Source organism: Mycobacterium sp. (assembly GCF_965229105.1).
Classification (GTDB): Bacteria; Actinomycetota; Actinomycetes; order Mycobacteriales; family Mycobacteriaceae; genus Mycobacterium.
On record NZ_OZ245858.1, the window covers coordinates 1,634,082 to 1,659,970 of the forward strand.

Sequence of the window (25,889 nt, forward strand, 5' to 3'; positions counted from 1 at the left end):
CGCGGAGAGTTCATCTGATCGCGAAGCGTCAACTTTGCGGCGATGCTAATGTTCGGCTCTTATGGTTCCGTTGGCATCTCACGTGATCGTCGAGCCTGATGATGGCTTAGATCCGGTATTGGATTTCATCGCTTCGGCGCAGAAGTCTCTGCTGATAAAGCAGTTCACGTTCACCGAACAGTGTTTCATCGACGCCGTCATCGACCGGAAGAATGCCGGCGTCGACGTGCGGGTGATGCTCAACGCCAAACGATCTGGCGGCGACCGCGCCAACGACGACACCTTCGAACAATTCGTCAATGCCGGTATTGCCGTGCAGTGGTCCAGCCCGAAGTTCTACGTGACGCACGAGAAATCCATCGTCGTCGACGGGGAAGCCGCACTGGTGGCCACGTTCAACATGTGTCTCAAATACTTCACCGCGACGCGCGATTACGGCGTGATCACCTACGAACCAGTCCACGTAGAGCAGATCGTCGATGTATTCAATGCCGACTGGGAGCATCGGGACTGGACACCGCCGGCCTTCGAGGGGCTGCTGTGGAGCAATTCCAATTCGCGCCTTCACATGGCGCGATTCATCGATTCCGCCCAGCACCGGTTGGATATCCAGCACCCGAAGTATGTCGACGCTGTCATCCTGGACCATATCGCCGCGGCCGCGGATCGCGGCGTGAAGGTGCATGTGCTCTGCGGTGGTAAGCACGGCATCAGTGAATGGGACATTCTCGACACGTTCGCGTCCTTGCGCACACTGCGCCGATTTGGTGTGAAGGTGCATAAGCAGAAGAACCTTCGGGTGCACGCGAAGCTGCTGATCGTCGATGAGGAGCGGGCGCTGGTCGGCTCCATGAACATCGATCGCAGTGCCTTCGACCTGCGCCGTGAACTGGGCGTCACGGTCACCGAACCCGAAGTCGTCGCACGGTTGAAGCGCGCCTTCGATTACGACTGGGAGCTCTCCCACCATTACGAACCGCCGGATCCGCTCGACCCCGCCAAGCACGTAGAGGACGATTTTCCGCACGACGCGGAACTCATGCATGAGTGAGGCTGATCAGCCCGCGCAGGTTTCGCTGGTCGAACTCGCATGGACGTTCAATCACATCGCTCTCGCTTCGTTCGGCGGCGGGCTGTCGGCCTGGTCACGCGAAGTGGTTGTGGTGGAGAAGAAGTGGATGCAAGACGCGGAATTTCTGTCCGCCATGACGATGTGCCGAATTATGCCAGGGGCCAATCAGGTGAACATGGCCGTTTTCGTCGGCTCCAAAATGCGTGGCCTACCCGGTGTGTGCGCCGCCCTTGTCGGGCTCTGTTTGATGCCAATGGTTTTCGTGCTGGTGATGGCATTTCTGTATTTCCGATTCAAGGAGATTCCGGCAGTCAAGGGCATCCTGCATGGCGCGTCCGCCGCAGCCGTCGCGCTCACCCTTGCCATGGTGATCAAAACCGGTAAGCAGGCACTGACCGGTCTGATCCCGGTGGCGCTGTTCGGGGCGGCCTTCGTTCTGAACGGGCTGGTGCGATTGCCGCTGCTGGAAACGCTGGCGATCCTGGCGCCACTGAGCCTGATCTGGGCGTGGCCGCGCAAGACGAAACAACAGTCCGCGTGAGCACCTATCTGCAACTGATCTCGTTGTTCGGCATGCTGTCGCTATTGTCGATCGGCGGCGGAAACGCGGTGCTCCCAGAGATGCATATGCGGGCAGTGCATGGCCAGCACTGGCTGACGGATTCGCAGTTCGCCGATGTCTTTTCGATCTCCCAGACCGCGCCGGGACCGAGCATCCTGATCGTCACGATGATCGGCTACGCCGCCGGGCTGCACGTCGACGGCATTCCGACCGCGATCCTCGGCGGGGTGATCGCCACCGTCGCGATGATCGTCCCGGCCGCTTCGTTGATGTACGTCGTCACGCTGTTCTGGCAGAAGGCGCAGAGATCCAAGTGGCGGATCGCGGTCGAGAAGGGATTCGCGCCGCTGACGGTGGGTCTGATCCTGGCCACGTCACTGGTGATGAGCAGGGCTGCCGACCACGACTGGCGGGCCTATCTACTGACGGCCATCTGCACACTGATCTTCGTTCGCAGCAAGATCAATCCATTGATCATCGTCGGGCTTGCCGGGCTTATCGGTTACTTCGGAATCGTTTAGCAAATTACCTGCGGTAATGAGACGCCGTTATTTCGCGGGAATGAGTTGTCCTGCCTCCCAGCATGTTCCGCTAATTGAGCGTTTATTGGTTATTCTTCAGCTCATCCGATAAAGCGCTGCTTCTGCTGAGAAGGCCATTACGTGCTGATTCACGATTTGTTCACCGAAGCGGCGCGACGGACACCGAATACGGTCGCTGTCGTCGATGACGTCACCGCATATACCTACCGTGAACTCGACGAGCTGACGAACACGCTGGCGGCCCAGTTGCAGGGGGCAGGTATTGGACCGGAATCGGTGGTGGGCTGCTGGTCGCACACCTCGGTAGCGACTGTGGTGCAGGTGCTGTCGGTGCTCAAAGCGGGCGGCGCCTACCTGCTACTCGATCCGCACCTGCCCGAGGAGCGACTGCGCTATCTGGTTGATGACGCCGACCCGGTGTGCATTCTGGGGGACAGCCAGCCTCCCGGTACGGTCATCGGCGCTCGCAGCGTGCTGCCGATGGACGACGACACTGCCGGGGGTGCCCCCGTCGTCGCCACAGTGGCGCCCGAGAATCTCGCCTACATCGCATACACCTCGGGTTCGACCGGTCGTCCCAAGGGCGTCCTTGTCACCCACGCTGCGGTGGCCAATCACGCGGAGGCGTTCCGCGCGCAGTTCGATCTGCGACCCGGTGACCGACTGCCGTTGATGGCGCCGGTCGCTTTCGATATGGCGACCGAAGAGATGCTGCCGCCATTGATCTCGGGTTGCACCCTGTTGGACGCGCCTCACCGGTCGCCGACGATGCAGGAGTTCACTGACGACGTCCTGACAAGCGGATACACGATCCTCAACATTCCAGCGCCGCTCTGGCACCAGTGGACGACGCATCTGCGCGATACCGACAGTGCTGTGCCGCCGGCGCTGCGCCTGGTCATCGTGGGTAGCGACAAGATCTACACCAGCAAATTGCAGGAGTGGCAATCGCTGCGGGGAGCGGAGGCGGTGTGGTGGGTGGCCGCATACGGGGTGACCGAGGCAACCGTCACCTCGCTGCTGTATTTGACTGCGGCACAGGATGATTTGCGCGATGAGCTGCTGGTACCGATCGGGACACCACTGGCCAACGTGACCGCCTACGTCGTCGACGGTGAGCTGTATATCGGTGGGGCGGGGCTGGCCCGCGGCTACCGCGGGCTGCCGGGAAAAACTGCCGAGCGCTTCATTCGCGACCCGTTCGGCGCCGCCGACGGTGCCCGGTGTTATCGCACGGGTGATCTCGTGCGGCAGCGCGCCGATGGTGCCGCCGTCTGGCTCGGCAGGCGGGATTCGCAGATCAAGATCAACGGGCTGCGCATCGAACCCGCCGAGATCGAGGCGGTGATGCACGAGTACCCGTCGGTCAACGAGGCGATCGTGGTTTTCGCGCCGTCGACGGTCGTCGGTGATGCCGGAGTGCTGGTCGGCTATGTCGAGGCCAAGGCCGAACTGCAGATCGACATCGGTGCACTCTCGACGTTCCTGCGCGCCCGCCTGCACCCGCTGATGGTGCCCGACCGGATCGTCGTGCTCGATGTGATCCCATTGAACGCCAACGGAAAGCTCGACCGTAAAACGCTGGAAAACCAGACCGCGCGGTGTTGATCTTCCTGATCGGCGCCGGGGCCGCGGTGTGTCTTGGGGTCGCCGACTTCTTCGGCGCCCGCGCATCCAAGACCGGGGGACCGATCACTGCGGCGTTCTGTGTGCAGGTGGTGGGCACGCTGGGGTACTGCGTGTGGTTCGTGTTCGACTGGTTTGTGTTGGACAACGGGGGCGTCGCGGCCATATCGACCAGGACGTGGGCGTATGCCCTCGGTGGGGCATTGCTCGTTGGCGCCGGAATGTGCACGCTCTATCTGGCTTTCGAACGGGGGCCGGTAAGCCTGGCAAGTCCGCTCAGCGCCGCCTATCCGCTGGTCACCACCGCGGTCGGGGTGTTGTTCTTCCATGCCGCGCTGACCGCCGCCGAATGTGTCGCGGTCGTGGTGATCGTGCTCGGGATCATGGCGGCGTCGGGGTTGTTCGGTGTCGAGCGCACGGAACGCCGGGTCACTGCCGGTCCGCGATTGGCGCTACTCACCACTGTGCTGTGGGGTGTCGCCTATCCGCTCTTGGGCGAGGCAGTCGCGGCATCGGACTGGAAGGTCGTCACCCTGATCCAGTTGGTCGCGATGGTGCCGGTCCTCGCGGTGATGCTCGTCATTCGCCGGAAGTCCGAAGCGTTGACCTCCACGCTGGTGGGTCGGTGTCTGCGGACCCCGGCGGTCGTCGCCGCTGGGGTTTTGCAGATGCTGGCCGTACTGGCGATCAATATCGGGTTCGGTCTGGATCAAGCGGCAGGCACCATGGTGGTGGCCACCTCGTCGGCGTATCCAGTGATCACGATGTTGCTGGCCCTGCGGCATTTCGATGAGCGTGCCGACACCGTGGCCCTCAGCGGTGCGGTGCTGACCGTGGCCGGGGTGCTGGTACTGCACTCTCTTTGATCGGCGACCCGCGGGATCAGATTGACCTCATTCTTTGTTGAGGTTTTACCGTGGGAGGAATGAGTCTAGAGACCGTAGCCAGGCACAGCCTGTACCGGCAGATCCGCGCAAGCGGCGGTGATGTGCGCTCGTTGGCCAACCGCGCGCTGCTCAGCCGGATCTGGACCTTCGCTGCCCGTCATCACCGCAAGCTGGCGGTGTTCGTCGCATTCAGCGTGGTCAGTGCCTTATTAGCGGTCGCGACACCGGTCCTGGCCGGCCGGGTGGTCGATCAGATCGTGCACGGCGGTGCGTCGGGCACCGTGGTGCTGATCGCCCTTGTCATCGCCGCGGTCGCCTTGGCAGAGACGGCGACGGCGCTGGTCACCCGCTGGTTGTCCGCGACGATCGGCGAGGGGTTGATCCTGGACCTGCGGACCGCGGTGTTCGACCATGTGCAGCGCATGCCGGTCGCGTTCTTCACCCGGACCAAGACCGGTGCGCTGGTCAGTCGGCTGGGCAACGACGTGATGGGCGCTCAGCGCGCGTTCAGCGACACCCTGTCCGGTGTGGTCTCCAACCTGGTCACCCTGACGTTGACGCTGGTGGTGATGCTCAGCATCTCCTGGCAGATCACGGTGTTGTCGCTGGTGTTGACCCCGCTGTTTTTGCTGCCCGCACGTCGGATCGGTCGCACGATGGCCGGGTTGAGCCGTGAGAGCGCCATCTACAACGCGACGATGAACGCGCAGATGACCGAACGTTTCTCGGCGCCGGGGGCCACCTTGGTCAAGCTGTTCGGCAACCCCGACCGGGAGTCCCGCGATTTCGCGGCCAGGGCCGACCGGGTCCGTGCCATCGGCGTGAAATCGTCGATGCTGCAATCGACGTTCCTGAACTCGCTGACGTTGATGTCGGCGTTGGCCCTGGCCCTGGTGTACGGCCTTGGCGGTGTGCTGGCCATCGGCGGCGAGCTGCAGGCGGGTGCCATCGTCTCGTTGGCGCTGCTGTTGACCCGGCTGTATGCGCCGCTGACCGCCCTGGCCAACGCGCATGTGGAGATCGCGACGGCACTGGTCAGCTTCGAGCGTGTCTTCGAGGTGCTCGACCTGGTCCCGCTGATCCGGGAGAAGCCCGACGCGGTGCCGGTGCCCGGCCACGGCACCCAGGTCGCGGTCGAATTCGACCAGGTGCGGTTTGGCTACCCGGCCGCCGACAAGGTGTCACTGGCGTCGCTTGAGGATGTCGCTGTCCTGGATGACCGTGGCGGAGACGAAGTGCTGCACGGTATTTCGTTCACCGCCCAACCTGGGCAGATGGTTGCGCTGGTGGGGTCATCGGGTGCGGGCAAGTCCACCATCGCCTCCCTGGTGGCCCGGCTTTACGACGTCGACGCCGGCAGCGTGCGCCTCGGCGGTGTGGACGTGCGGGACCTGACCGTCGACTCCTTGCGCGAGACTGTCGGGCTGGTCACCCAGGATGGCCATCTGTTCCACGAGTCGATCCGCGCCAATCTGCTTCTGGCCTCTCCCGAGGCGACCGACGACGATCTCTGGCAGGCCTTGCGCCGGGCCCGCCTCGACGACGTCGTCGCCGCGATGCCCGACGGACTCGACACCGTGGTGGGGGAGCGCGGCTACCGGCTTTCTGGTGGGCAGCGGCAGCGGTTGACCATCGCCAGGTTGTTATTGGGCCGGTCTCGGGTGGTTATCCTTGACGAGGCCACTGCGGCGTTGGATTCGACGTCGGAAGCGGCCGTACAGCAGGCGCTTTCAGAGGCGCTGGTGGGCCGAACATCGCTGGTCATCGCCCACCGCCTGTCGACAGTGCGGGCGGCGGATCTCATTTTGGTCGTCGAGGATGGCCGGATAGCCGAACGGGGTACCCACAAACAGCTCCTCGCCAGGGGCGGGCGCTATACGGAGTTGTACGAGACGCAGTTCGGCGCGCAGAAGGCGGTTGCCTGACCCGAAATTCGGTTGTTGGCGGCAGTGTCATAGGTGTGGGATAGACAAGAACATGATGGGTGGAGCGATGCGCACGCGAGAAGATCCGGAGATCCGGCGTGCGCCCGAACTGGCGCTGCGCTCCGAACCGGCCATTGCCCCGCCGCCAAGCACCATCCGATCGTCCTCGGACATCCTTCGTCTGCTGCCCTATCTGATGCCCTATCGGGTGCGGTGGATCGCGATGCTCATCGCGGCGCTGGTCAGCCTGGCCGCCACGGTGGCCATTCCCCTGATGACCAAGGCGGTCATCGACGGACCGGTGCGTCACCAGAATCAGCAGCAGCTGTGGTCGCTGGGGCTGGCGGCGATGGCACTTCTGGTCTCAGAAGCTGTGCTCTGGTTTGTCAGGCGTTGGCTGGTCGCTCGGGCCACCATGGGTGTCGAGGCCGATATCCGCAAGGACCTCTACGCCCGGCTGCAGATCCTGCCGATGTCCTTCCACGGCAAATGGCAGTCCGGCCAACTGCTCTCCCGGGTGATGAACGACCTGAGCACCATTCGGTCCTTCCTGTCCTTCGGGCTGTTGTTCCTGTTGCTCAACGTGATTCAGATCGTCGTCGTCACCGGCATCCTGCTGGCGATGTACTGGCCGCTGGGTGTCGTCGTGGTGGTGTCGATCGTCCCGATCACCGCAACCGTGTTGCACTTCCAGCGTCAGTTCACCACGCTGTCGCGGGCAGCGCAGGATCAGGCCGGCAACGTCGCCACCCATGTGGAAGAGCAGGCGCTCGGCCTTCGGGTGGTCAAAGCGTTCGGCCGCGAAGAGTATGCCTATGAGCGGTTCGATCAGCGCGCCACCGACCTGTTCGACACCGAGGTGCGCAAGGTCGGGGTGGCGGCCAAGTTCTGGACGCTGCTCGAAGTCATCCCCAGTGTCAGCCTCATCGTCGTGCTCGGTCTCGGCGCTTACGCGGCAGGCACCGGACTGGTCACCATGGGCACACTGGTCGCGTTCATCACCATGATGCTGTCGCTGGTCTGGCCCATCGCGTCGCTGGGCTACCTGTTATCGATGACGCAGGAGGCCATGACAGCGGCCAACCGGGTGGCCGAGATTTTCGACGCGCCCCGTGAGATCACCGACGGCCCCGTGCAACAGGTTCCGCGTGGCGGACGGCTGGAACTTGTCGATGTCGGATTCCGTTTTCCCGACAGTGACGAGTGGGCCTTGCGTCATGTCGACCTCACTGTCGAATCGGGCCAGACGCTGGCCCTGGTCGGGTCGACGGGGTCGGGCAAATCGGTTCTGGTGTCGTTGCTTTCGCGGCTCTACGACGTCACCGAGGGTGCGATCCTGATCGACGGGCGCGATATCCGCGAGCTGTCACTGCCCGCGCTGCGACACGCGGTGGCCAGCGCCTTCGAAGATCCGACGCTGTTCTCCATGTCGGTGGCCGAGAATCTGGCGCTGGGCCGATCTCCGGCAGACCCGGCAACCGACGACGAACTGGCACAGGCCATCGACGTCGCGGCGGCCGGTTTCGTCTACGACCTGCCCTTCGGCCTGGACACCCGGATCGGTGAGCAGGGCATGAGCCTCTCCGGCGGTCAGCGCCAACGCCTTTCGTTGGCCAGGGCGCTTCTTGCCGCGCCGTCGATCCTGGTCCTCGACGACACCCTCTCGGCGCTCGACGTGCATACCGAGGCCACGGTCACCGAGGCGCTGCGCCGCGTGCTGGCCTCGGTGACGGGAATCGTGGTGGCCAACCGCGCGTCGACGGTGCTGCTCGCCGACCGGGTGGCACTGCTGGAAGGTGGCACGATCACCCGTGTCGGCACACACGCCGAATTGCTCACCGATGCACCGGAATACCGCTACCTGCTGGCCGCCGATGACGAACTCGACGACGGAACCGAGCGTGACTGCGACTGGGAGCAGGACGAGGACCGCACCAGGCTCGATCACCTCTACCAGGAGCGCGACCGCGACGACGACCGCGACTTCGTCAGATCGGAGGCGGAGAGGCGATGACCACCACAGACTGGCGCGGCCGGGCCGTCGCGGGGGACGACGACGATCTGCCCATCGACGAATCAATCTCACGCAGCCGTGAGGCGCGGACCTTGTTGGGCAATCTGTTGCGCCCGTACGCCGCTGCCGTTGCGCTGTTGGCGATCGTCGTGGTCGTGGAGAACGCCGCACGTTTATCGGTGCCACTGCTGGTTCAGCGCGGTATCGACCACGGGATTCCGCCGATCGTCGACGGTGGTTCCATTCGTGAGCTTCTGATGATCGTCGGGTCGCTGTGTGCGGTGGTGCTGGTGCAGGCCGTCAGCCGGATGTTCTTTCTGCGCCGCTCGGGGAAGATCGGTCAAGAGGTCCTCCTTGAGTTGCGCCGCAGGATCTTTCGGCATTTCCAGCGTCTGGACGTGGCTTTTCATGATCGCTACACCTCTGGTCGGGTGGTGGCCCGGTCGACCAACGACGTCGAGGCCATCCAGGAGATGTTGGAGACCGGGTTCGACGGTCTGATCACCGCCATCCTGACGCTGGCCGGCACGTCGGTGCTGCTGGTCGTGCTCGATGTGAAGCTCGGCCTGATGTGTCTGTGCGCCTTCCCACTACTGGTGCTTCTGGTGTGGTGGTTCCGCACCCAGTCGTCGAAGACGTATCTGAAGGTGCGCGAGAGCGCGGCTCTGGTCATCGTCCAGTTCGTCGAGACAATGACCGGCATCAAGGCCGTGCAGGCCTACCGCCGCGAGCCGCGCAACCAGGAAATCTTCACCGACGTCGCCGACCAGTACAAGAACATCAACGAGCGCGCCTTCAAACTGCTGGCGGTGTTCATGCCGGGAGTCCGGCTGGTCGGCAACGTCACCACCGGCGGAGTCCTGCTCTATGGCGGCTACCGGGTGCTGCACGGCGAGATGACGCTCGGCACGCTGACGGCGTTCCTGCTGTACCTGCGCATCTTCTTCGAACCCATGCAGGAGATCTCCCAGTTCTTCAACACCTTCCAGTCCGCTGCCGCCGCGCTGGAGAAGATCGCCGGGGTGCTGGCCGAGGTACCCGGTATCCGAGACCCCGCGCAACCGGTCGAGCTGTCAGAAGTGAAGGGCGACATCGCGTTCAACGAGGTGACCTTCGCCTACGTGCCGAACCGGCCGGTCCTGCCAGACCTTTCGCTGACGGTGCCTGCGGGACAGACCGTCGCGCTGGTGGGCACGACCGGGGCCGGTAAGACCACCATCGCCAAACTCATCGCCCGCTTCTACGACCCGACGGCGGGATCGGTCACCCTCGACGGTGTCGACCTGAGGGACCTGGCGCAGAAGGACCTCCGTCGGCATGTGGTGATGGTGACCCAGGAGAACTTCATGTTCGAAGGGACGGTCGCCGAGAACATCCGGTTCGGCCGCCCCGACGCGGGCGACGCTGAGGTTCGCGCCGCGGCCGAAGCGGTCGGCGCGGACCGCTTCATCGAGCTGCTGCCCGACGGGTACAGCACCGATATCGCCAAACGGGGTGGCCGGCTCTCGGCAGGGCAGCGCCAGCTCATCGCGTTCGCGCGCGCTTTCCTGGCCGATCCTGCCGTGCTGATCCTCGACGAGGCCACCTCGTCGCTGGACATTCCGAGCGAACGTATGGTGCAGCGCGCCCTGGCCCGGGTGCTGGCCGACCGGACCGCCCTGGTGATCGCGCACCGGTTGTCCACCGTCGAGGTGGCTGATCGGGTGCTGGTGCTTGAGCACGGCCGCATCATCGAGGACGGGCCGCCGGCCGAGCTGATTGCGCGAACCGACGGTCGGTATGCGGCGTTGCACAGCGCTTGGGTTCAATCTCTGGCATGACGCTGAACCAACTCCGCGCCTTCATCGAGGCGCACCGGCTCGGGTCGTTCACCGCCGCCGCGGACGTGCTCGGCGTTGCGCAGGCATCAATCTCGGAGTTGATCCGCCGTCTCGAGGACGAATTGGATACGCAGCTATTCGTCAGGGGCAGTCGTCGACTGGCACTGACCTCGGCCGGTCAAGAACTGTTGCCCTATGCCGAGCAGGTCATCCACGCCACCGATAGCGGTACGCACGCGGTGCGCTCGCTCGGATCCCTCGGCGGCGGCACCGCCACCTTCGGCATGCCCCGCAATGCCGATTACTACCTGCTGTCGAGTCTGGTTCAGACCTTCCACCTGAGATATCCCGCCGTGCGGTTGCGCCTGGTGGGCCAGAACTCCGCCGAAACTGCCGCGGCGATCCAGGCAGGCGAGATCGAGGCGGGCATTCTGATCCTGCCCATCGACGACGAGGACCTCAGCGTCCGGCCGCTGCTGCGAGACGAGGTCTTCTACGTCAGCGCCGACCCGGCCCGAACCGCCAAGCCGGTCACCATCGCGCAGTTCGCCAAGGCCGATCTGGTGCTGTACGACGCGCATTACGGCTGGAAGGACCCGACCCGTCGCCAGCTGGCAGAACGGGCCCAGCTCGAGGGCGTGCGGCTGGAGCCGATGATCGAAATCGAGCATGTCGAATCGGCACTCAAACTTGTCGCAGGCAATATCGGTGACACCATCGCCAGCGGCGCGGTGATCGACAGTGAAGCCTTTCCGCCTGGTCTGCACACTGTGCCGTTCAGTGAGCCGTTGTTCGACGTGATCGCGCTGGCACAACACCGGACGCGACCGCTGTCGAATGCCACTCGCGAGTTCGCCCGGCTCGCCGAAGACACCATCCGGGAGCTCGGGGTGGTCGAACCTGGCCCGCCGGGTGAGCCTGCGCCGCTGCCGCGGGTCGCCCGCCAGCAGGTATAAGTTTGTCCTGTGGTTGTTTGAGGATTCGCCCCTCTAGTCCTGTGGCCAAAATCCGCCTAGCGTCGCGCTCATGCAGATCACCGCACAAGAAGCCCGCGCCCTCGGCGCCTTCACCTGGTTGAAGCGTCCCGCCGTTGATGGCCCACCCGCACAACGCGACCCCAAGGTCGTCGAACGCGTCTCTGAGATGCTGCAGACCATCGAGCGCGACGGCCTCGACGCGGTCCGCGCCTACGCGCGTGAGCTCGACGGGTGGGACGGCGAGTTGGAAGTGTCCGCCGCCGAGTTGCGCCGCAGCGGCGACGCATTGCCTGCAGACGTACGTGTCGCCCTTGAGCTCGGCTACGAGCGGACCAACCGATTCGCCGTCGCCCAGCGTGAGCGACTGACCGACTTCGAGATCGAACTCGCCCCAGGAGTGGCAGGCGGTGTGCAGTACATCCCGGTGTCCCGCGTCGGTGCGTACCTGCCCGCGGGTCGGTTCCCACTTTTGGCCAGCGCATTCATGACCGTCGGGGTGGCCAAGGCGGCCGGGGTGCCAACGGTCATCGCGTGCACGCCGCCGTCGGGTGAACACGGTGCGCACGCGGCCGTGCTCTACGGTGCGTACCTGTCTGGTGCCGACCGGGTATTCGCGATCGGTGGCGTACAGGCCTTGGGCGCCATGGCATTCGGGCTGCTCGACGAGGCGCCCGTCGATATGATCGTCGGCGCGGGCAACGCTTTCGTCACCGAAGCCAAGCGTCAACTGTTCGGCCGGGTCGGTATCGACCTGCTCGCCGGACCGTCCGAGGTGGCCGTGCTGGCCGATGAGACCGCCGACCCGGAGTGGGTCGCCGCCGACCTGCTCGGCCAGGCCGAGCATGGACCGAACTCACCTGCTGCCCTGATCACCACATCGGGAACCCTGGGACGCAACGTCATCGAGGCCATCGATCGCCAACTGCAGACGTTGGCCACGCGAGAGATCGCCGGCCCGGCATGGCGTGATTTCGGTTCCGTCATCGTCGCCACCGACGCCGCCCAGGCCGCCGCGATCGCCGACGTGCTCGGCCCGGAGCACCTCGAGGTGCAGACGGCCGACGACGATTACTTCCGCAAGGAACTGCGCAATTACGGTTCACTGTTTCTGGGCAGGTGGAGCACCGTCGCCTACTCCGACAAAGGTATCGCCGGCCCCAATCACGTTCTGCCGACTGGTAAGACGGCTCGCTACAATTCCGGACTGTCGGTGGGGCGGTTCCTCAAACCGTTGACCTATCAGCGCGCCGAACGCGAGGGGACTGACGCCCTGGCGCCCGCGGTGGAGCGGATTTCCGAGTTCGAAGGGTTGGCCGCGCATGGGGCCACCGCCACCATCCGCATCGAGGCAGCCAAGCGAGGAATTGATGTCTGATACGCCCGCGATCGAGTCGAAGTCCATCGACTGGATCCCGCTTGACGAACGTCGAGGAAAACCGTCGACCCTGTTCCCGCTGTGGTTCATGTCGAACGCAAATCTGACCACCCTGGCCACCGGCATGGTCGGCGCGGCGCTGGGCGCATCGCTGTTGACCTCGCTGCTCGCGATCGTCACAGGCGTCGCTGTCGGCACGGTCTTCACCGCATTCCACTCCGCGCAGGGCCCCCAACTCGGCCTGCCACAGATGATCCAGTCGCGCGCCCAGTTCGGCTACCGCGGCGTGGTGGTGATCTGCGCGGTGGTCGTGTTCAGCATCGTCGGCTTCAACGTCTTCAACCAGATCCTGGCCGCGGACGTGATGACCTTGACCACTGGCGCTGACTATCGCGACCTCTGGTTCGTGGTGATCACCGCACTTGCCTTGGCACTGGCCATCTTCGGCTATCACTGGATCCACCGGTTCCAGACCTGGCTGACGTGGGTCTTCCTGGCGACGTTCGGCGTGTTCACTGTCGCCGCCCTGATCTGGTCGGAGATCCCCGATGGCCAGCTGGGATTCGGTGGGTTCACCTGGTCGGCGTTCCTGGTGCAATTCGGTGCTGCGGCAGCCTATGCACTGGGCTGGGCGCCATACGTATCGGACTACTCCCGTTACCTGCCCCCGCAGACCAGTCCGCGAAAGGCGTTGTGGTTCACCTACGCCGGCGTTTTCGTCGGTGCAGCGTGGCTGATGGCGCTGGGTGCCCTGGTCGCCGCGCTGTTCGCGGACACGTCACCGCTCGACGCCGTCAATCAGGCCGCGAACGGGTTCCTACCCGGTTCGGGCAAGTGGCTGCTGGTGGCCGCATTACCGGGTCTGATCACGGTGATCACCGTCAACATCTACGCCGCATCGCTTGAGTTGATCACCATGCTCGATTCGTTCCGGGCTGTGCGCCCCACGCGCCGGTTGCGGGTGATCGCCTGCAGCGTGATCGCCGCGTCCGGTCTGCTCGGCGCGATCCTGTCGAGCGGTGAGTTCCTCACCAACTTCGGCAGTTTCCTGGTGGTGCTGCTCTACCTGCTGGTGCCGTGGACTTCGGTCAACCTCGTCGACTACTACTTTGTCCGGCGTGGGCACTATGCGGTCAGGGAGATCTTCGTGCCCAAGGGTGGCGTCTACGGCACCTGGGGTTGGCGGGGACTGGCCGCCTACCTCATCGGCATCGTCGCGATGATCCCGTTCGTCGTGACGGTCTGGTTCACCGGTCCGATCGCAGCGGCGATGGGCGGTGTGGACATCGCGTTGTTCATCGGACTGCTCGCCTCGGCGCTGGCGTACGTCGTGATGGCGCGTTCTCTCGACCTCGATGCCGAAATCGCCAGGGCCGAGGCAGATTCGCGCGATCACGGGATCGAAGCTGTCAGCTTTGCGGGCCGGGTCGCGCCGGTCGAAACCTAGGGAATCAACCCGGACCGACGGGCCCGCGAGACCGATTCGTATCGGGTGCTGGTGCCCAGTTTGGCCGCGGCGCTGCGCAGATAGCTCTTCACCGTCTCCGATTTGAGGGAAAGGCGTTGAGCAGCTTCACTATTCGTGCAGCCCATGGCCACCTGGGTCAGCACGTCGAGTTCGCGCGAGGTCAACGGTGCGTTCTCGGCGGGACCGGTGTCGAGCGCACCGATCAGCCGATCGGCCAGGCGTCGCAGCTGGGCGCCGGTACCGGACGCGACCGAACTGTCGGCGGCCAGTCTGCGCAGTTCGGCATGGACCGCCCGGATATCCTCCGGCGCCGCCACCGTGTTTGTTGAAGCGGCATCGCCGGAACCGGCGAGCTGCGACTCGCGCAGCCGAAGTCGGCGGTCGACCTCGTCGCGCACGGTGAATTCCATGCTCAACCGGCGCGCGGAGGCCACCATCAGGTTGGCGGTCCGGTCGCCGATCGGGGCGCCCACCCGGTAGGCGCCGTAGAGCATTGCCCTGGCGGCGCCGTCCACCACGACAGGGACCGCGAGGATCGACCGGATGCCCTCCGACAGCACTGGGGCGTCGTAATCGTGGGTGATGCTCGACGCGCTGCGGTAGTCCGTCACCGACATCGGCCGGCCAGCGACCATGCTGGCGCCACCAAGACCTGAGCTGGACCGGACCGCCAGACCGCGCAGCGTGGACGTCCGGGTGCCAAGGAATTCGCTGAGCAGCAAGGTGTCGCCGTGCACTTCGCCGCCGAACAGCACCGGAACCCCGGCCTCGGCGGCCACCCGGCGCAGCTCGGCGCGGACTGCGTCGGAGTCGCGGGGTCTTAACAGCGATTGCACAGGTTCCCCTCTTTCGGGGGTAGCGGACAGGCGAGTGTGACGTAGATCCTATCTGTCATGGGTACCAACACCGATCTGTACCGCAGCGCCCGTGATCAGCTGGTCGCCCTGATCAGCGATTATGACAAGGCGATCGAGGAGTTCTCCTGGCCGCAGCTGACCGGCGCGTTCAACTGGGCGACCGACTGGTTCGACGTCATCGCCCTAGATAACGACCGCACCGCGTTGTGGATCGTCGAGCAGGACGGTTCCGAGCAGAAGGTGTCATTCGCCGAGATGGCGGAGCGCTCCGACCGGGTGGCGACCTGGCTCGACCAGCTCGGTGTCACCAAGGGCGACCGGGTCATCTTGATGCTGGGCAATCAGGTCGAGCTGTGGGAGGCGATGCTGGGCATCGCCAAGCTCGGGGCGGTCATCATGCCGACCACCAGCGCACTTGGCCCCGCCGACCTCGCCGACCGCATTGGCAGAGGTGGGGCCCGGTTCGTGATCGCCAACACCGCCGACACCGCCAAGTTCGACGACGTTGCCGGTGACTACGGCCGCATCGTGGTCGGTCAACCGGTGGCCGGTTGGCACAGCTATTCCGACGTCTATGCGGTGACCCCCAGCGTCCCGGCGGCGACCACGACCGTGGACGATCCGCTGCTGGTCTACTTCACCTCGGGCACCACCAGCAAGCCCAAGCTTGTCGAACACACCCAGATCAGCTATCCCGTCGGGCATATGACGACGATGGCGTGGATCGGGGTGCGCCCGGGCGATATCCACCTCGCGATCAGCTCGCCCGGGTGGGCCAAACACGCCTGGAGTTGCTTTTTTGCGCCGTGGATCGCCGAGGCGACGATCTTCGTCTACAACTACGCACGCTTTGACGCATCCGCGCTGCTGCACCAGATCCGCCGGGCCGGGGTGGCCACGTTCTGTGCGCCGCCGACGGTGTGGCGGATGCTGATCCAGTCAGATCTCGGTTCGCGGCCTGAGGCGCTGCGCGAAATTCTGGGTGCCGGGGAACCACTGAACCCCGATGTCATCGCCCAGGTCGAGCGGGCCTGGGGTCTGACCATCCGCGACGGTTTCGGGCAGACCGAGACCACCCTGTCGGTCGGCAATACGCCGGGCCAACCCGTGAAGGCCGGGTCGATGGGCCGACCGATGCCCGGGGTGCCCGTGGTGCTGGTCGACCCGTTGTCCGGTGCGTTGGCCGACGAGGGTGAGATCTGTCTGGATCTGAGCGCGCACCCCCTGAATTTGATGACCGGCTATCTCGGCGACCCGCAGCGCAATGAGGCTGTGATGGCCGGCGGTTACTACCACACCGGCGACGTCGCCAGCCGTGACAGCGACGGCTACATCACCTTCATCGGCCGCACCGACGACGTGTTCAAATCGTCGGATTACAAAGTGTCGCCGTTCGAGCTGGAGAGCGTCCTGATCGAGCATCCGGCTGTCGTCGAGGCCGCGGTGGTACCGCAACCCCATCACACCAAACTCGCTGTGCCCAAGGCCTATATCGCCCTGGCCGAGGGCTGGGAGGCCGGTGCCGAGACGGCGAAGTCGATCCTCGAACACGCCAGGGATCATCTGGCGCCGTATCTGAAGGTGCGTCGCATCGAGTTCTTCGAACTGCCCAAGACCATCTCGGGCAAGATCCGCCGCGTCGAGTTGCGCAGGCGCGAAGAGGACGCGCACCGCGACGGCACCCCGATCGACACCGAACACCGCTACGAAGATCTGGTGGATTGATCATGGAGTCTTACGACGCAGGCCCGACCGATATCCCGATCCTCGAGGAGACCATCGGCGCGAACTTCGAGGCGACCGCGGCGCGGCACCCCGATGTCGAGGCACTGGTCGATGTGGCCTCCGCTCGGCGCTGGACCTATGCCGAGTTGAACGGCGAAATCGACCTGATCGCAAGGGGTTTGATGGCCCTTGGGATCCAGCGGGGTGACCGGGTCGGCATCTGGGCGCCGAACTGCCCGGAGTGGACCATCGTCCAGTACGCGACGGCCAAGGTCGGCGCCATCCTGGTCACGATCAATCCCGCCTACCGGACCCATGAATTGGCCTACGTACTGGAGCAGTCCGGGGTGCGCACCCTGCTCGCGGCGACCGCATTCAAGACCTCCGACTACCGCAGCATGGTGGCGGAAGTGCAGCCCGACGCGCTGGAGTTGTCGGAGGTGGTGTTCTTCGGTACCGACGACTGGGAGCGACTGCGCGCAGGTGCCGACGCGGTCAGTGTTGCGCAGCTGCGGGACCGGATGTCCGCGTTGACCAACAGTGACCCGATCAACATCCAATACACCTCGGGGACAACCGGATTCCCTAAAGGTGCGACGCTGTCGCATCGCAATATCCTCAACAACGGCTATTTCGTCACCGGTCTGATCAACCTGGGTCCGACCGACCGGTTGTGCATTCCGGTGCCGTTCTATCACTGCTTCGGCATGGTGATGGGCAACCTCGGCTGCACCACACATGGTGCGACCATGGTGATCCCGGCACCCGGGTTCGATCCCGGGGCGACGCTGGCGGCCATCGAAGCCGAACGGTGCACCGGGGTCTACGGCGTGCCGACGATGTTCATCGCCATGCTGGGCCATCCCGGGTTCGCCGAGCGGGACCTGTCGTCGTTGCGCACCGGGATCATGGCGGGTGCGGTCTGCCCGGTCGAGGTGATGAAGCGCTGCGTCAACGATATGCACATGACCGAGGTCGCGATCGCCTACGGCATGACGGAGACGTCACCTGTGTCGTGCCAGACCCTCATCGACGATGACGAGGAGCGGCGCACCTCGTCGATCGGCCGCGCCCATCCGCACGTGGAGGTCAAGATCATCGACCCCGCCACCGGTGAGATGGTGCAACGCGGCCAGCCGGGGGAGTTCTGCACGCGCGGCTACTCGGTGATGCTCGGCTACTGGAACGATCATGAAAGAACTTCAGAGGCAATCGATTCCGAGGGCTGGATGCATACCGGCGACCTGGCCGTGATGCGCGAGGACGGCTACTGCAATATCGTCGGCCGGATCAAGGATATGGTGATCCGCGGTGGTGAGAACGTCTACCCGCGGGAGATCGAAGAGTTCCTCTACACCCATCCCGATGTCGACGACGCCCAGGTGATCGGGGTTCCCGATTCCAAATACGGCGAGGAGATCTGCGCCTGGATCCGGCTGCGCGCGGGTGCGGCGGCGCTGGACGCCGCGGCGGTGCGCGCCTTCGCCGGCGGGAAGCTGGCGCACTACAAGATCCCCCGCTACGTGCTCATCGTCGAGGAGTTCCCGATGACGGTGACGGGCAAGATCCGCAAGGTTGAGATGCGCGCGGAGACGGTCCGCATTCTCGAGCTGGACAGCTCAGGCCAGTAGCGGACTGAGCCTGGCCGCACACTCGACCAGGGTGTGTACCTGCCGCTGCAGCAGCTCGTGCTGATCGGCCCGGCCCGACATCGCCAGCGCGGCGACCAACGCGCCGGCGGGGGCCCGGACCGGTACCGCCACACACGCTGTGCCGTCGCGTAATTCACCGGTCTGGGCGGCGACGCCCTGATCCCGGATCGCGTCGAGGTGATCGGCCAGGGTGGCTTTCGAGGTGACCGTCTGGTCGGTGAGCGCTGCGAGTGGCGCTGTCAGTAACGCGTCGATATCTCTTTTCTCGGCCAGCAGCAGCTTTCCTACCGCGCATGCGTGCAGGTTGCGGTTCAGGACGGCGTCGTCGGCGGGCGGCGGGAACTCGGCATCGGCATCGGCGGTCCGGATCGCGGTGTTGGTGAAGTAGAACAGGTGCACCCCGAACCTGACCGAGAGTCGCAGTTCCGCGAGCACGTCGCGGGCGGCGGTGCACACCGTCGGCGTCACCGCGGCGTCGATCAACAATCCCATCCGTCGGCCGAGGGAAAAGCCCGAAAGGTCAGGCAGCCGGACGATATAGCCGTCCGCCACCAGCAGATTGAGCAGGCGATAGGTGGTCGCCGACGGCATGTTGAGGTGATCCGCGATTTCTTTGGCGGTCACCCCGACGCCCGCGCGGGCCACTTCCTCCAGCACCCGCAGCGCGCTCTGGACGGCCTTGGGCTGACGCCCCGACAGGGAGCCGTCGGCGGGGCTCATCGCCGCACCTCCCATGGGTTGTAGTCGGCGAAGACATCCGAGGCGACGGTCTCGTCGAAAACGCCCACCCGCTCGGACAGGCCGGGCACCACCCGCTTGCGCACGGCGAACAGCACAAAGCCCGCAGCCAGGAGCCCGCCGTAGCAGGCCGTCGCGATCCACACCGGGGAGTCCACTGTCAACGCCGCCCACACGATGACGGTGATCATCAGTACGGCGGTGATCACACCGACACACAGTGGGGTGCGGGTCAATTCGCCGATCCGGTGCAGGAACGCCGGTGTGGCGAGGCAGACCAACAGGTAGGCGCCGATATAGCCGTGCGCGGATATTGCGAGCAGGCCCACCAGTACGTCGCGGCTGGAGCCTGCGATGAACAGGTAGGCCACCGGTACGCCCACGATCACCGGCATGGCCACACAGAGCGCGATATGTGGGGTGCGGTAGGACGGGTGGGCCAGGCCCATCCGCCGCGAGACCACACCTTCGCGGCCCATCGCGAACAACGTCCGCGATAGCGCGGTGGTCGATCCGATCACACAGGCGAACCACGACGCGGTGATACCGAGTTCCATCACGATCGACAACGCGGTCGACCCGGCGCCCGCCGAGGCGGGTAGCGCCAACACGATGGGCACGGAACCGAGTCCGGCACGGACGGTTCCGCCCAACTGCATTGCGGCGGCGAAGGTGTACAGCACGCCGAGTGCGACGGGGGTCCACCTGATCGCCCTGGGCACGGTGACGAACGGGTTGCGGGCCTCGCGTGCCACCGTTCCGGCGCTCTCGAACCCGACGTAGGACACGATGGCCAGTAGCAGGGCGAAACCGAAAGCCGAATGTGTCTCGGCAACTGCCGGTTTCGGTGGATCGTGGCCGCCGGTGACCGACGAGGTGAACGCGATCACCAACACCACCGCGGCGACGACGATGGCGAACACCTCGACCGTCAGCGAGATTTTGGCCGAGAGCCGGATGCCGCGAACCATCAGCGCCCACGCGACCGCTCCGACGGCGACGGCCAGGACCGCGATCGTCACCGGCCCGTCCGGCACGCCGACCCGGCCCAGTAGGGCGGTGAGATAGCTTGCGGCGCCAAGGGTGCTGGCCATCGCTGCGGCCGCGTAACCGATGACCACCGACCAGCCGGCTGCGATCCCCGGCAGCGGACCGAGGCCTTTGACGGTATAGCTGTAGAGGCCGCTGACGGCGACCATCCTGGTGGCGAACTGGCTGACGCAGTAGCCGACCGCTGACATCAACAGCGCGGTGACGATGAAGGCCGCCAGCGACCAGCGGCCCGCGGCCGGGATCACCAGTGCGGGCAGGGTGACCATCACCGCCGAGGGGGCGACTGCCGATACGGACTGTCCGAGCACCTGGAAGAAAGACAGCTGACCCCGCTGCAGGCCCGATACGGGCGAGCTGCTTCTCATGGCCCGTCTGCCGCCCATTCGTCGCAAGGTAGCCCATCGACGGTCGTATCGAGTACTTTCGGCGTGTAAATCTTGAAGAATCTCAAATGAGAATCGACTGTGTGCATGGTGTCCGTTGCGGCCATAACTGCAGGTTCGAAGTGAGAACCGCGTGGTGTCGTCAAATGAGAAAAGCGGGCGCGGAAATACCCATTCGAATTACCTGGTGACGCACACCACATCCGGGCGTAATTTCTCCAATTATGCCAACTCTCACCAGTGCCAAGATAGATCTGGATCCGCGGGTCATCGATTTCATCTCGCGACCGAAGCAGATGTATGTCGACGGGCAATGGGTCGACGCGCTCTCCGGCCGTCGTTTCGACACCGTGGATCCGGCCACCGAACAGGTCATCACCACGATTCCGCGCAGCGACACCGCGGATGTCGACCGGGCCGTACAGGCGGCACGTCGGGCCTTTGACGACGGACCGTGGCCCAGCATGACGCCGGCCGAACGGCAGCGGATGATCTGGCGGATCGGGGAGGGCATCACCGCCCGCGCTGAGATGTTCGCGCAGTTGGAGACCATCGACAACGGCAAATCGGTGGCCGTCGCACAGGCGGTGGATGTCACATGGGCGGCCGAGATTTTCTATTACTACGCCGGCTGGGCCACCAAGATCGAGGGCAGGACCATCCCGGTGTCGGTGCCGTGGGCCCCCGGTGGCCGCTTCCACGCCTTCACGCTGCGCGAGCCGGTCGGCGTCTGCGCCCAGATCGTGCCGTGGAACTTCCCGCTGGTGATGGCGGCGTTCAAGGTGGCACCCGCCCTGGCCTGCGGTAACACCGTCATCCTCAAACCGGCCGAGCAGACGCCGCTGACCGCGTTGCTGCTCGCCGAGGTGATCGCCGAAGCCGGTGTGCCCGACGGGGTGGTCAACGTGCTGACCGGTTTCGGCGACGTCGGCGCGGCGCTGTCGGCCCACCCGGATGTGGACAAGGTCGCGTTCACCGGGTCGACCGAGGTCGGCCGCAAGATCGTCAACGCGGCGTCGGGAAACCTCAAAAAGGTATCGCTGGAACTCGGCGGGAAGAGCCCGCAGGTGATTTTCGCCGACGCCGATCTTGAGGCGGCAATTCCGGGTGCTGCCGGCGGGTTCCTGTTCAACCACGGCCAGACCTGCACCGCCGGAACCCGACTGCTGGTCGAGGACAGCATCTTCGACGAGTTCACCCAGGGGGTGGCCGAATTCGCCCGCGCCCAGAAGATCGGGCCGGGGCTCGACCCGACCAACGACATCGGCCCGCTGGTCTCCCGTGAGCAGTTCACCAAGGTCACCGGCTATCTGGACGCCGGAATCGAGCAGGGCGCCCGCGCGCTGGCCGGCGGCGGACGACACGGCGACACCGGCTTCTATGTCGAGCCGACGTTGTTGGTGGACGTCGAGCGCGATTTCAGCGTCTACCAGGAGGAGATCTTCGGTCCCGTTGCGGTGGCGGTCCCCTTCAGCCGCGAACCGGGGCACCGAACCTCCCTACGAGAACAAGCCAATGACACCCCGTACGGCCTGGCGGCCAGCGTCTGGACCCGCGACGTGTCCACAGCGCACGAGATGGCCGCGCAGATCAAGGCGGGCACCGTGTGGGTCAACTGCCATAACGCATTCGACACCGCACTCCCATTCGGCGGCTATAAACAGTCCGGCTGGGGCCGCGAACTCGGCGAGGGTGCGATCGCCGAATATACCCAGACAAAGGCCGTCAATATCGCCTTGTAGGCGCACATGGCTTCAAATGGGAATTCATGCCAGGTCCATTCTCATTCGACTATCCGACTTCGATGAAAGAAAATGTCATGACAACTGATGCGCTACTGCCCGGGGCGATGACCGCCGGGCAGAGAACCCACACACTGGCGGGGAAGCTCGGCCCCACCGCGATCGTCTTCATGGTCGTCGCCGCGGCCGCTCCGCTCACCGTCGTCGCAGGCACCTTCCCGATCGGGATCGCTGCTGGCAACGGCGCCGCGTTCCCAGCCTCGTACGTGGTGTGCACCGCGGTGCTGCTGCTGTTCGCGGTCGGTTTCACCACGATGGCGCGCCACATTCGCGGTGCCGGCGCCTTCTATACCTACATCGCGCACGGCTTCGGGCGGCACGCCGGCCTCGGGTCGGCCTTCCTGGCGCTGCTGTCCTACACCGCCGTACAGGTCGGCGTGTACGGGTACATCGGCGCCACCATCGGCGACCTGGTCACCTCGCACGGCGGTCCCGCGGTGCCCTGGTACCTCTATGCGCTGGTGATGATGGCGGTGGTGGCCACGCTGGGCTACCGGCATATCGAACTGTCCGGCAAGGTGCTCGGTGTTCTGCTGATCTGCGAGGTCGGCATCGTGATGGTGATCAACATTGCGGTGATCGGCCAAGGTGGCGGTGAGGCAGGCTTGTCCAGTGCGGCGCTGCATCCCGGCGAGTTCTTCTCCGGTGCCCCAGGTATCGCGCTGATCTTCGCGTTGGCCGGGTATATCGGCTTCGAGGCCACCGCGGTGTTCCGCGACGAAGCGCGCGACCCCGCCCGCACCATTCCCCGCGCCACGTATATCGCGTTGTTGCTGATCGGCGGCTTCTACGCGCTGAGCAGCTGGGCCATGGTCAGTGCGTGGGGTGACGACGGTTCAGTCGCGATGGCGACCGACAGCCCGGCGACGATGCTGACTGAGACGGCCACCCGCTACGTCGGCTCCGTCGCCGGAGATCTGGTCCAGATCTTCCTCATCACAAGCCTTTTCGCGGCACTGCTGTCCTTCCACAATGTGTTGACCCGCTACATCTTCGCGCTCGGCAACACCAGGGCGCTGCCGGAGTGGTGCGGTCGCTCTCACGTGCGTCATGCGTCCCCGCACATCGCTTCGATAGTGCAGAACATCTCGGCGCTGGTCGTGGTCATCGCCTGCGTGCTGGCCGGTTTGGACCCGGTCCTGCAGGTGTTCACCTGGTTCGTCGGGGCGGCATCGGTAGGCATCGTCGTCCTGATGACACTGACGTCGGCGGCGGTCGTCGTGTACTTCCGCCGGACCAAATTCGACACCAGGGTGTGGCACACCCTGATCGCGCCCAGCCTTGGCTTCATCGGGCTGGCGGTGCTGACGGTGATGACCGCCATCAACCTGCCACTGCTGGTCGGCGGATCCGACACGCTCGCCGCCATCATCGGCGTGCTTCTCGTCGGCGCCTTCCTCGGCGGGGCCGCCGTTGCGGTCCTGCGCCCCCACGCCGGTCACCACGATTCCAACTCTGACAAGGAGATTGCCCGATGAGTACTGCCACCATTGAAACCGCTGACCGTACCGGTTCCCCCGCACCGGATCATCCACTCACCCCACTGAACGCGGACGAAATCCGGTCGGCGCGCAGAATCATCGATGAGAACGGACTGTTGGGCGAGAGCGTCCGATTCGTCTTCGTCGCACTCGACGAGCCGCACAAGAAGACCGTGCTGGACTTCAGACCCGGTGATCCGATCGACCGGTGTGCCCGGGTCCTGTTGTTGGACCGGGCAACCGGGCAGGGGACCGATTTGGTGGTATCGGTCACCGCCAACCGCATCGTCAGCCAGGTCACCATCGATTCCGAGGCGGACGGCCACGTGCCCATCCTCGATCAGGAATTCGAAGATATCGAAGCATTCCTGCTGGAGTGCCCCGAGTGGCTCGAAGCGATGCGTAAGCGCGAAATCAATCCCACCGATGTGCGTGCAGTTCCGTTGTCGGCCGGGGTATTTGGTCACGAGGATGAAGTCGGCAGGCGCATCGTTCGTGTCCTGGCGTTCTACCAGTACGACGAAGCCGACCTGCCGTGGGCGCACCCGATCGACGGTGTCGTGGCGTATGTGGACCTCACAGCCCGCACAGTGGTCAAGGTCATCGACGAGATCACCCTGCCGTTGCCCACCGAGCGCGGCGAATGGGACGCTGCACCGCATGCGGTACCTGTGCGCACCGACTTGAAGCCCATCGAGATCACCCAGCCCGAAGGCGCCAGCTTCACTGTCGACGGTAACCAGATCACTTGGGCTGATTGGTCTTTCCGTTTCGGCTTCGATGTCCGTGAAGGTCTGACACTGCATCAGCTGGCCGTCGACGGCCGACCGGTGGTCTACCGGGCGTCGATCGCCGAGATGGTGGTGCCCTACGCCGACCCGTCGCCGGTGCGCTACTGGCAGAACTATTTCGACCAGGGTGAGTACTTGTTCGGCCGCTACACCAACTCGTTGGAGCTGGGCTGCGACTGCCTCGGTGAGATCACGTATTTCGACGTCACCATCGCCGACGAGGACGGCCAGCCGAAGGTGATGAAGAACGCAATCTGTTTGCACGAAGAGGATTACGGCGTGTTGTGGAAGCACACCGATATGTTCAACGGGATGGCCGAGACCCGGCGCTCGCGGCGCCTGGTCATCTCGTTCTTCTTGACCATCGGTAACTACGACTACGGCTTCTACTGGTACCTGTACCTCGACGGCACCATCGAACTCGAAGCCAAGGCCACCGGGATCGTGTTCGCCTCGGCGTACCGGGGACCCGACGGTTACTCCACCGAGATGGCGCCCGGCCTCGGTGCCCCGTTCCATCAGCACATGTTCTCGGCGCGACTGGATATGGCAGTCGACGGTGAGGTCAACGTCGTCGAAGAGGTCGATGCCGTGGCCGTGCCGATGGGTCCAGAGAACCCGTGGGGCAATGCTTTCCGACCGCAGAAGACCCGGTTGACCCGTGAATCGGAGGGGATGCGCACCGCCGACAATCTCAAGGCCAGGGTCTGGCACATCACCAACCCGACGAAGCAGAATCGGTTGGGACAGAACGTCGGGTACGCGTTGCATCCGGAGGGGCAGCCGGTGTTGTTGGCCGATCCGTCCAGTTCGATCGCCAAGCGCGCCGCGTTCGCCACCAAGCATCTGTGGGTCACCCAGTACGACCCGGCGGAGCGCTATCCGGCCGGCCAGTTCGTGAACCAGCATCCGGGCGATGGCGGGTTGCCGTCATTCGTCGCGCAGGATCGCGATATCGACGGTGCCGACATCGTGGTGTGGCATACCTTTGGGTTGACGCACTTCCCGCGGCCGGAGGACTGGCCGGTGATGCCGGTGGACTACGCCGGGTTCAAGCTGAAGCCGGTCGGCTTTTTCGATCGCAACCCCGCGTTGAACGTTCCGGTGGCACCAAAGTCACACTGCTGCGAGAGTTGACC

Annotated in this window: 19 protein-coding genes; 16 read left to right on the plus strand and 3 right to left on the minus strand. The window is 64.8% G+C overall.

Translation table 11 applies throughout. From position 1 onward, the window contains the following. Positions 1-61 precede the first annotated feature (61 nt). The 11 genes from ADBZ9O_RS07935 to ADBZ9O_RS07985 all read left to right on the plus strand — a co-directional run bounded on the left by ADBZ9O_RS07935 (position 62) and on the right by ADBZ9O_RS07985 (position 14,247). Positions 62-1,051, plus strand: coding sequence for a phospholipase D-like domain-containing protein (locus ADBZ9O_RS07935; RefSeq protein ID WP_526530012.1), 990 nt, complete (start codon positions 62-64; stop codon positions 1,049-1,051). Further along, positions 1,044-1,613, plus strand: coding sequence for a chromate transporter (locus ADBZ9O_RS07940; RefSeq protein ID WP_526530014.1), 570 nt, complete (start codon positions 1,044-1,046; stop codon positions 1,611-1,613). The genes ADBZ9O_RS07935 and ADBZ9O_RS07940 overlap by 8 nt, the downstream gene beginning before the upstream one ends. Then, positions 1,610-2,155, plus strand: coding sequence for a chromate transporter (locus ADBZ9O_RS07945; protein WP_526530016.1), 546 nt, complete (start codon positions 1,610-1,612; stop codon positions 2,153-2,155). The genes ADBZ9O_RS07940 and ADBZ9O_RS07945 overlap by 4 nt, the downstream gene beginning before the upstream one ends. 141 nt (positions 2,156-2,296) lie before the next feature. Then, on the plus strand, positions 2,297-3,784 hold the full coding sequence (locus tag ADBZ9O_RS07950; protein WP_526530018.1) for an amino acid adenylation domain-containing protein: 1,488 nt from the start codon (positions 2,297-2,299) through the stop codon (positions 3,782-3,784). Beyond that, the gene (locus ADBZ9O_RS07955) at positions 3,778-4,668 is read left to right on the plus strand and encodes an EamA family transporter (RefSeq protein ID WP_526530020.1); all 891 of its coding nucleotides are present in this window, start codon (positions 3,778-3,780) and stop codon (positions 4,666-4,668) included. The genes ADBZ9O_RS07950 and ADBZ9O_RS07955 overlap by 7 nt, the downstream gene beginning before the upstream one ends. Positions 4,669-4,727: 59 nt before the next feature. Beyond that, entirely contained in the window at positions 4,728-6,614 is a 1,887-nt protein-coding gene (locus tag ADBZ9O_RS07960; RefSeq protein ID WP_526530022.1) for an ABC transporter ATP-binding protein, read from the plus strand. A gap of 67 nt (positions 6,615-6,681) precedes the next feature. Further along, entirely contained in the window at positions 6,682-8,628 is a 1,947-nt protein-coding gene (locus ADBZ9O_RS07965) for an ABC transporter ATP-binding protein (protein ID WP_526530024.1), read from the plus strand. After that, the gene (locus tag ADBZ9O_RS07970; protein WP_526530026.1) at positions 8,625-10,448 is read left to right on the plus strand and encodes an ABC transporter ATP-binding protein; all 1,824 of its coding nucleotides are present in this window, start codon (positions 8,625-8,627) and stop codon (positions 10,446-10,448) included. Before ADBZ9O_RS07965 ends, ADBZ9O_RS07970 begins: the two co-directional genes overlap by 4 nt. Then, the gene (locus ADBZ9O_RS07975) at positions 10,445-11,404 is read left to right on the plus strand and encodes a LysR family transcriptional regulator (protein WP_526530028.1); all 960 of its coding nucleotides are present in this window, start codon (positions 10,445-10,447) and stop codon (positions 11,402-11,404) included. Before ADBZ9O_RS07970 ends, ADBZ9O_RS07975 begins: the two co-directional genes overlap by 4 nt. Positions 11,405-11,474: 70 nt before the next feature. Then, positions 11,475-12,800, plus strand: a complete 1,326-nt coding sequence (gene hisD, locus ADBZ9O_RS07980; protein WP_526530030.1) for a histidinol dehydrogenase — start codon at positions 11,475-11,477, stop codon at positions 12,798-12,800. After that, positions 12,793-14,247, plus strand: a complete 1,455-nt coding sequence (locus tag ADBZ9O_RS07985; protein ID WP_526530032.1) for a purine-cytosine permease family protein — start codon at positions 12,793-12,795, stop codon at positions 14,245-14,247. The genes hisD and ADBZ9O_RS07985 overlap by 8 nt, the downstream gene beginning before the upstream one ends. Here ADBZ9O_RS07985 and ADBZ9O_RS07990 read toward each other — a convergent pair. Further along, a complete protein-coding gene (locus ADBZ9O_RS07990; protein WP_526530034.1) occupies positions 14,244-15,104 on the minus strand; it encodes a helix-turn-helix transcriptional regulator in 861 nt (286 codons plus the stop codon). The genes ADBZ9O_RS07985 and ADBZ9O_RS07990 overlap by 4 nt on opposite strands. 57 nt (positions 15,105-15,161) lie before the next feature. Between ADBZ9O_RS07990 and ADBZ9O_RS07995 the strand changes: the two genes are divergently transcribed. Further along, positions 15,162-16,850: an AMP-binding protein gene (locus ADBZ9O_RS07995; RefSeq protein ID WP_526530036.1), complete on the plus strand. Its 1,689-nt coding sequence runs from the start codon at positions 15,162-15,164 to the stop codon at positions 16,848-16,850. Between the two features lie 2 nt (positions 16,851-16,852). Continuing rightward, on the plus strand, positions 16,853-18,481 hold the full coding sequence (locus ADBZ9O_RS08000; RefSeq protein ID WP_526530038.1) for an AMP-binding protein: 1,629 nt from the start codon (positions 16,853-16,855) through the stop codon (positions 18,479-18,481). Here ADBZ9O_RS08000 and ADBZ9O_RS08005 read toward each other — a convergent pair. Further along, the gene (locus tag ADBZ9O_RS08005; protein WP_526530040.1) at positions 18,470-19,222 is read right to left on the minus strand and encodes an IclR family transcriptional regulator; all 753 of its coding nucleotides are present in this window, start codon (positions 19,220-19,222) and stop codon (positions 18,470-18,472) included. The genes ADBZ9O_RS08000 and ADBZ9O_RS08005 overlap by 12 nt on opposite strands. Next, on the minus strand, positions 19,219-20,676 hold the full coding sequence (locus tag ADBZ9O_RS08010) for an amino acid permease (protein WP_526530042.1): 1,458 nt from the start codon (positions 20,674-20,676) through the stop codon (positions 19,219-19,221). Before ADBZ9O_RS08010 ends, ADBZ9O_RS08005 begins: the two co-directional genes overlap by 4 nt. Before the next feature lie 224 nt (positions 20,677-20,900). Between ADBZ9O_RS08010 and ADBZ9O_RS08015 the strand changes: the two genes are divergently transcribed. The 3 genes from ADBZ9O_RS08015 to ADBZ9O_RS08025 all read left to right on the plus strand — a co-directional run bounded on the left by ADBZ9O_RS08015 (position 20,901) and on the right by ADBZ9O_RS08025 (position 25,887). Continuing rightward, positions 20,901-22,418 (plus strand): aldehyde dehydrogenase family protein, encoded by a 1,518-nt coding sequence (locus ADBZ9O_RS08015; protein WP_526530044.1) that lies wholly within the window; start codon positions 20,901-20,903, stop codon positions 22,416-22,418. Between the two features lie 77 nt (positions 22,419-22,495). Beyond that, positions 22,496-23,956: an amino acid permease gene (locus ADBZ9O_RS08020; protein WP_526530046.1), complete on the plus strand. Its 1,461-nt coding sequence runs from the start codon at positions 22,496-22,498 to the stop codon at positions 23,954-23,956. Next, the gene (locus tag ADBZ9O_RS08025) at positions 23,953-25,887 is read left to right on the plus strand and encodes a primary-amine oxidase (protein ID WP_526530048.1); all 1,935 of its coding nucleotides are present in this window, start codon (positions 23,953-23,955) and stop codon (positions 25,885-25,887) included. Before ADBZ9O_RS08020 ends, ADBZ9O_RS08025 begins: the two co-directional genes overlap by 4 nt. Positions 25,888-25,889: the final 2 nt, after the last annotated feature.

What these genes read in the sequence shown, in the direction of transcription:
- ADBZ9O_RS07935 (WP_526530012.1), top strand. Translation starts at nt 62, where the DNA reads ATGGTTCCGTTGGCATCTCACGTGATCGTCGAGCCTGATGATGGCTTA.
- ADBZ9O_RS07940 (WP_526530014.1), top strand. Translation starts at nt 1,044, where the DNA reads ATGAGTGAGGCTGATCAGCCCGCGCAGGTTTCGCTGGTCGAACTCGCA.
- ADBZ9O_RS07960 (WP_526530022.1), top strand. Translation starts at nt 4,728, where the DNA reads ATGAGTCTAGAGACCGTAGCCAGGCACAGCCTGTACCGGCAGATCCGC.
- ADBZ9O_RS07965 (WP_526530024.1), top strand. Translation starts at nt 6,682, where the DNA reads ATGCGCACGCGAGAAGATCCGGAGATCCGGCGTGCGCCCGAACTGGCG.
- ADBZ9O_RS07970 (WP_526530026.1), top strand. Translation starts at nt 8,625, where the DNA reads ATGACCACCACAGACTGGCGCGGCCGGGCCGTCGCGGGGGACGACGAC.
- ADBZ9O_RS07975 (WP_526530028.1), top strand. Translation starts at nt 10,445, where the DNA reads ATGACGCTGAACCAACTCCGCGCCTTCATCGAGGCGCACCGGCTCGGG.
- hisD (WP_526530030.1), top strand. Translation starts at nt 11,475, where the DNA reads ATGCAGATCACCGCACAAGAAGCCCGCGCCCTCGGCGCCTTCACCTGG.
- ADBZ9O_RS07985 (WP_526530032.1), top strand. Translation starts at nt 12,793, where the DNA reads ATGTCTGATACGCCCGCGATCGAGTCGAAGTCCATCGACTGGATCCCG.
- ADBZ9O_RS07995 (WP_526530036.1), top strand. Translation starts at nt 15,162, where the DNA reads ATGGGTACCAACACCGATCTGTACCGCAGCGCCCGTGATCAGCTGGTC.
- ADBZ9O_RS08000 (WP_526530038.1), top strand. Translation starts at nt 16,853, where the DNA reads ATGGAGTCTTACGACGCAGGCCCGACCGATATCCCGATCCTCGAGGAG.
- ADBZ9O_RS08005 (WP_526530040.1), bottom strand. Translation starts at nt 19,222, where the DNA reads ATGAGCCCCGCCGACGGCTCCCTGTCGGGGCGTCAGCCCAAGGCCGTC.
- ADBZ9O_RS08010 (WP_526530042.1), bottom strand. Translation starts at nt 20,676, where the DNA reads ATGGGCGGCAGACGGGCCATGAGAAGCAGCTCGCCCGTATCGGGCCTG.
- ADBZ9O_RS08015 (WP_526530044.1), top strand. Translation starts at nt 20,901, where the DNA reads ATGCCAACTCTCACCAGTGCCAAGATAGATCTGGATCCGCGGGTCATC.
- ADBZ9O_RS08020 (WP_526530046.1), top strand. Translation starts at nt 22,496, where the DNA reads ATGACAACTGATGCGCTACTGCCCGGGGCGATGACCGCCGGGCAGAGA.
- ADBZ9O_RS08025 (WP_526530048.1), top strand. Translation starts at nt 23,953, where the DNA reads ATGAGTACTGCCACCATTGAAACCGCTGACCGTACCGGTTCCCCCGCA.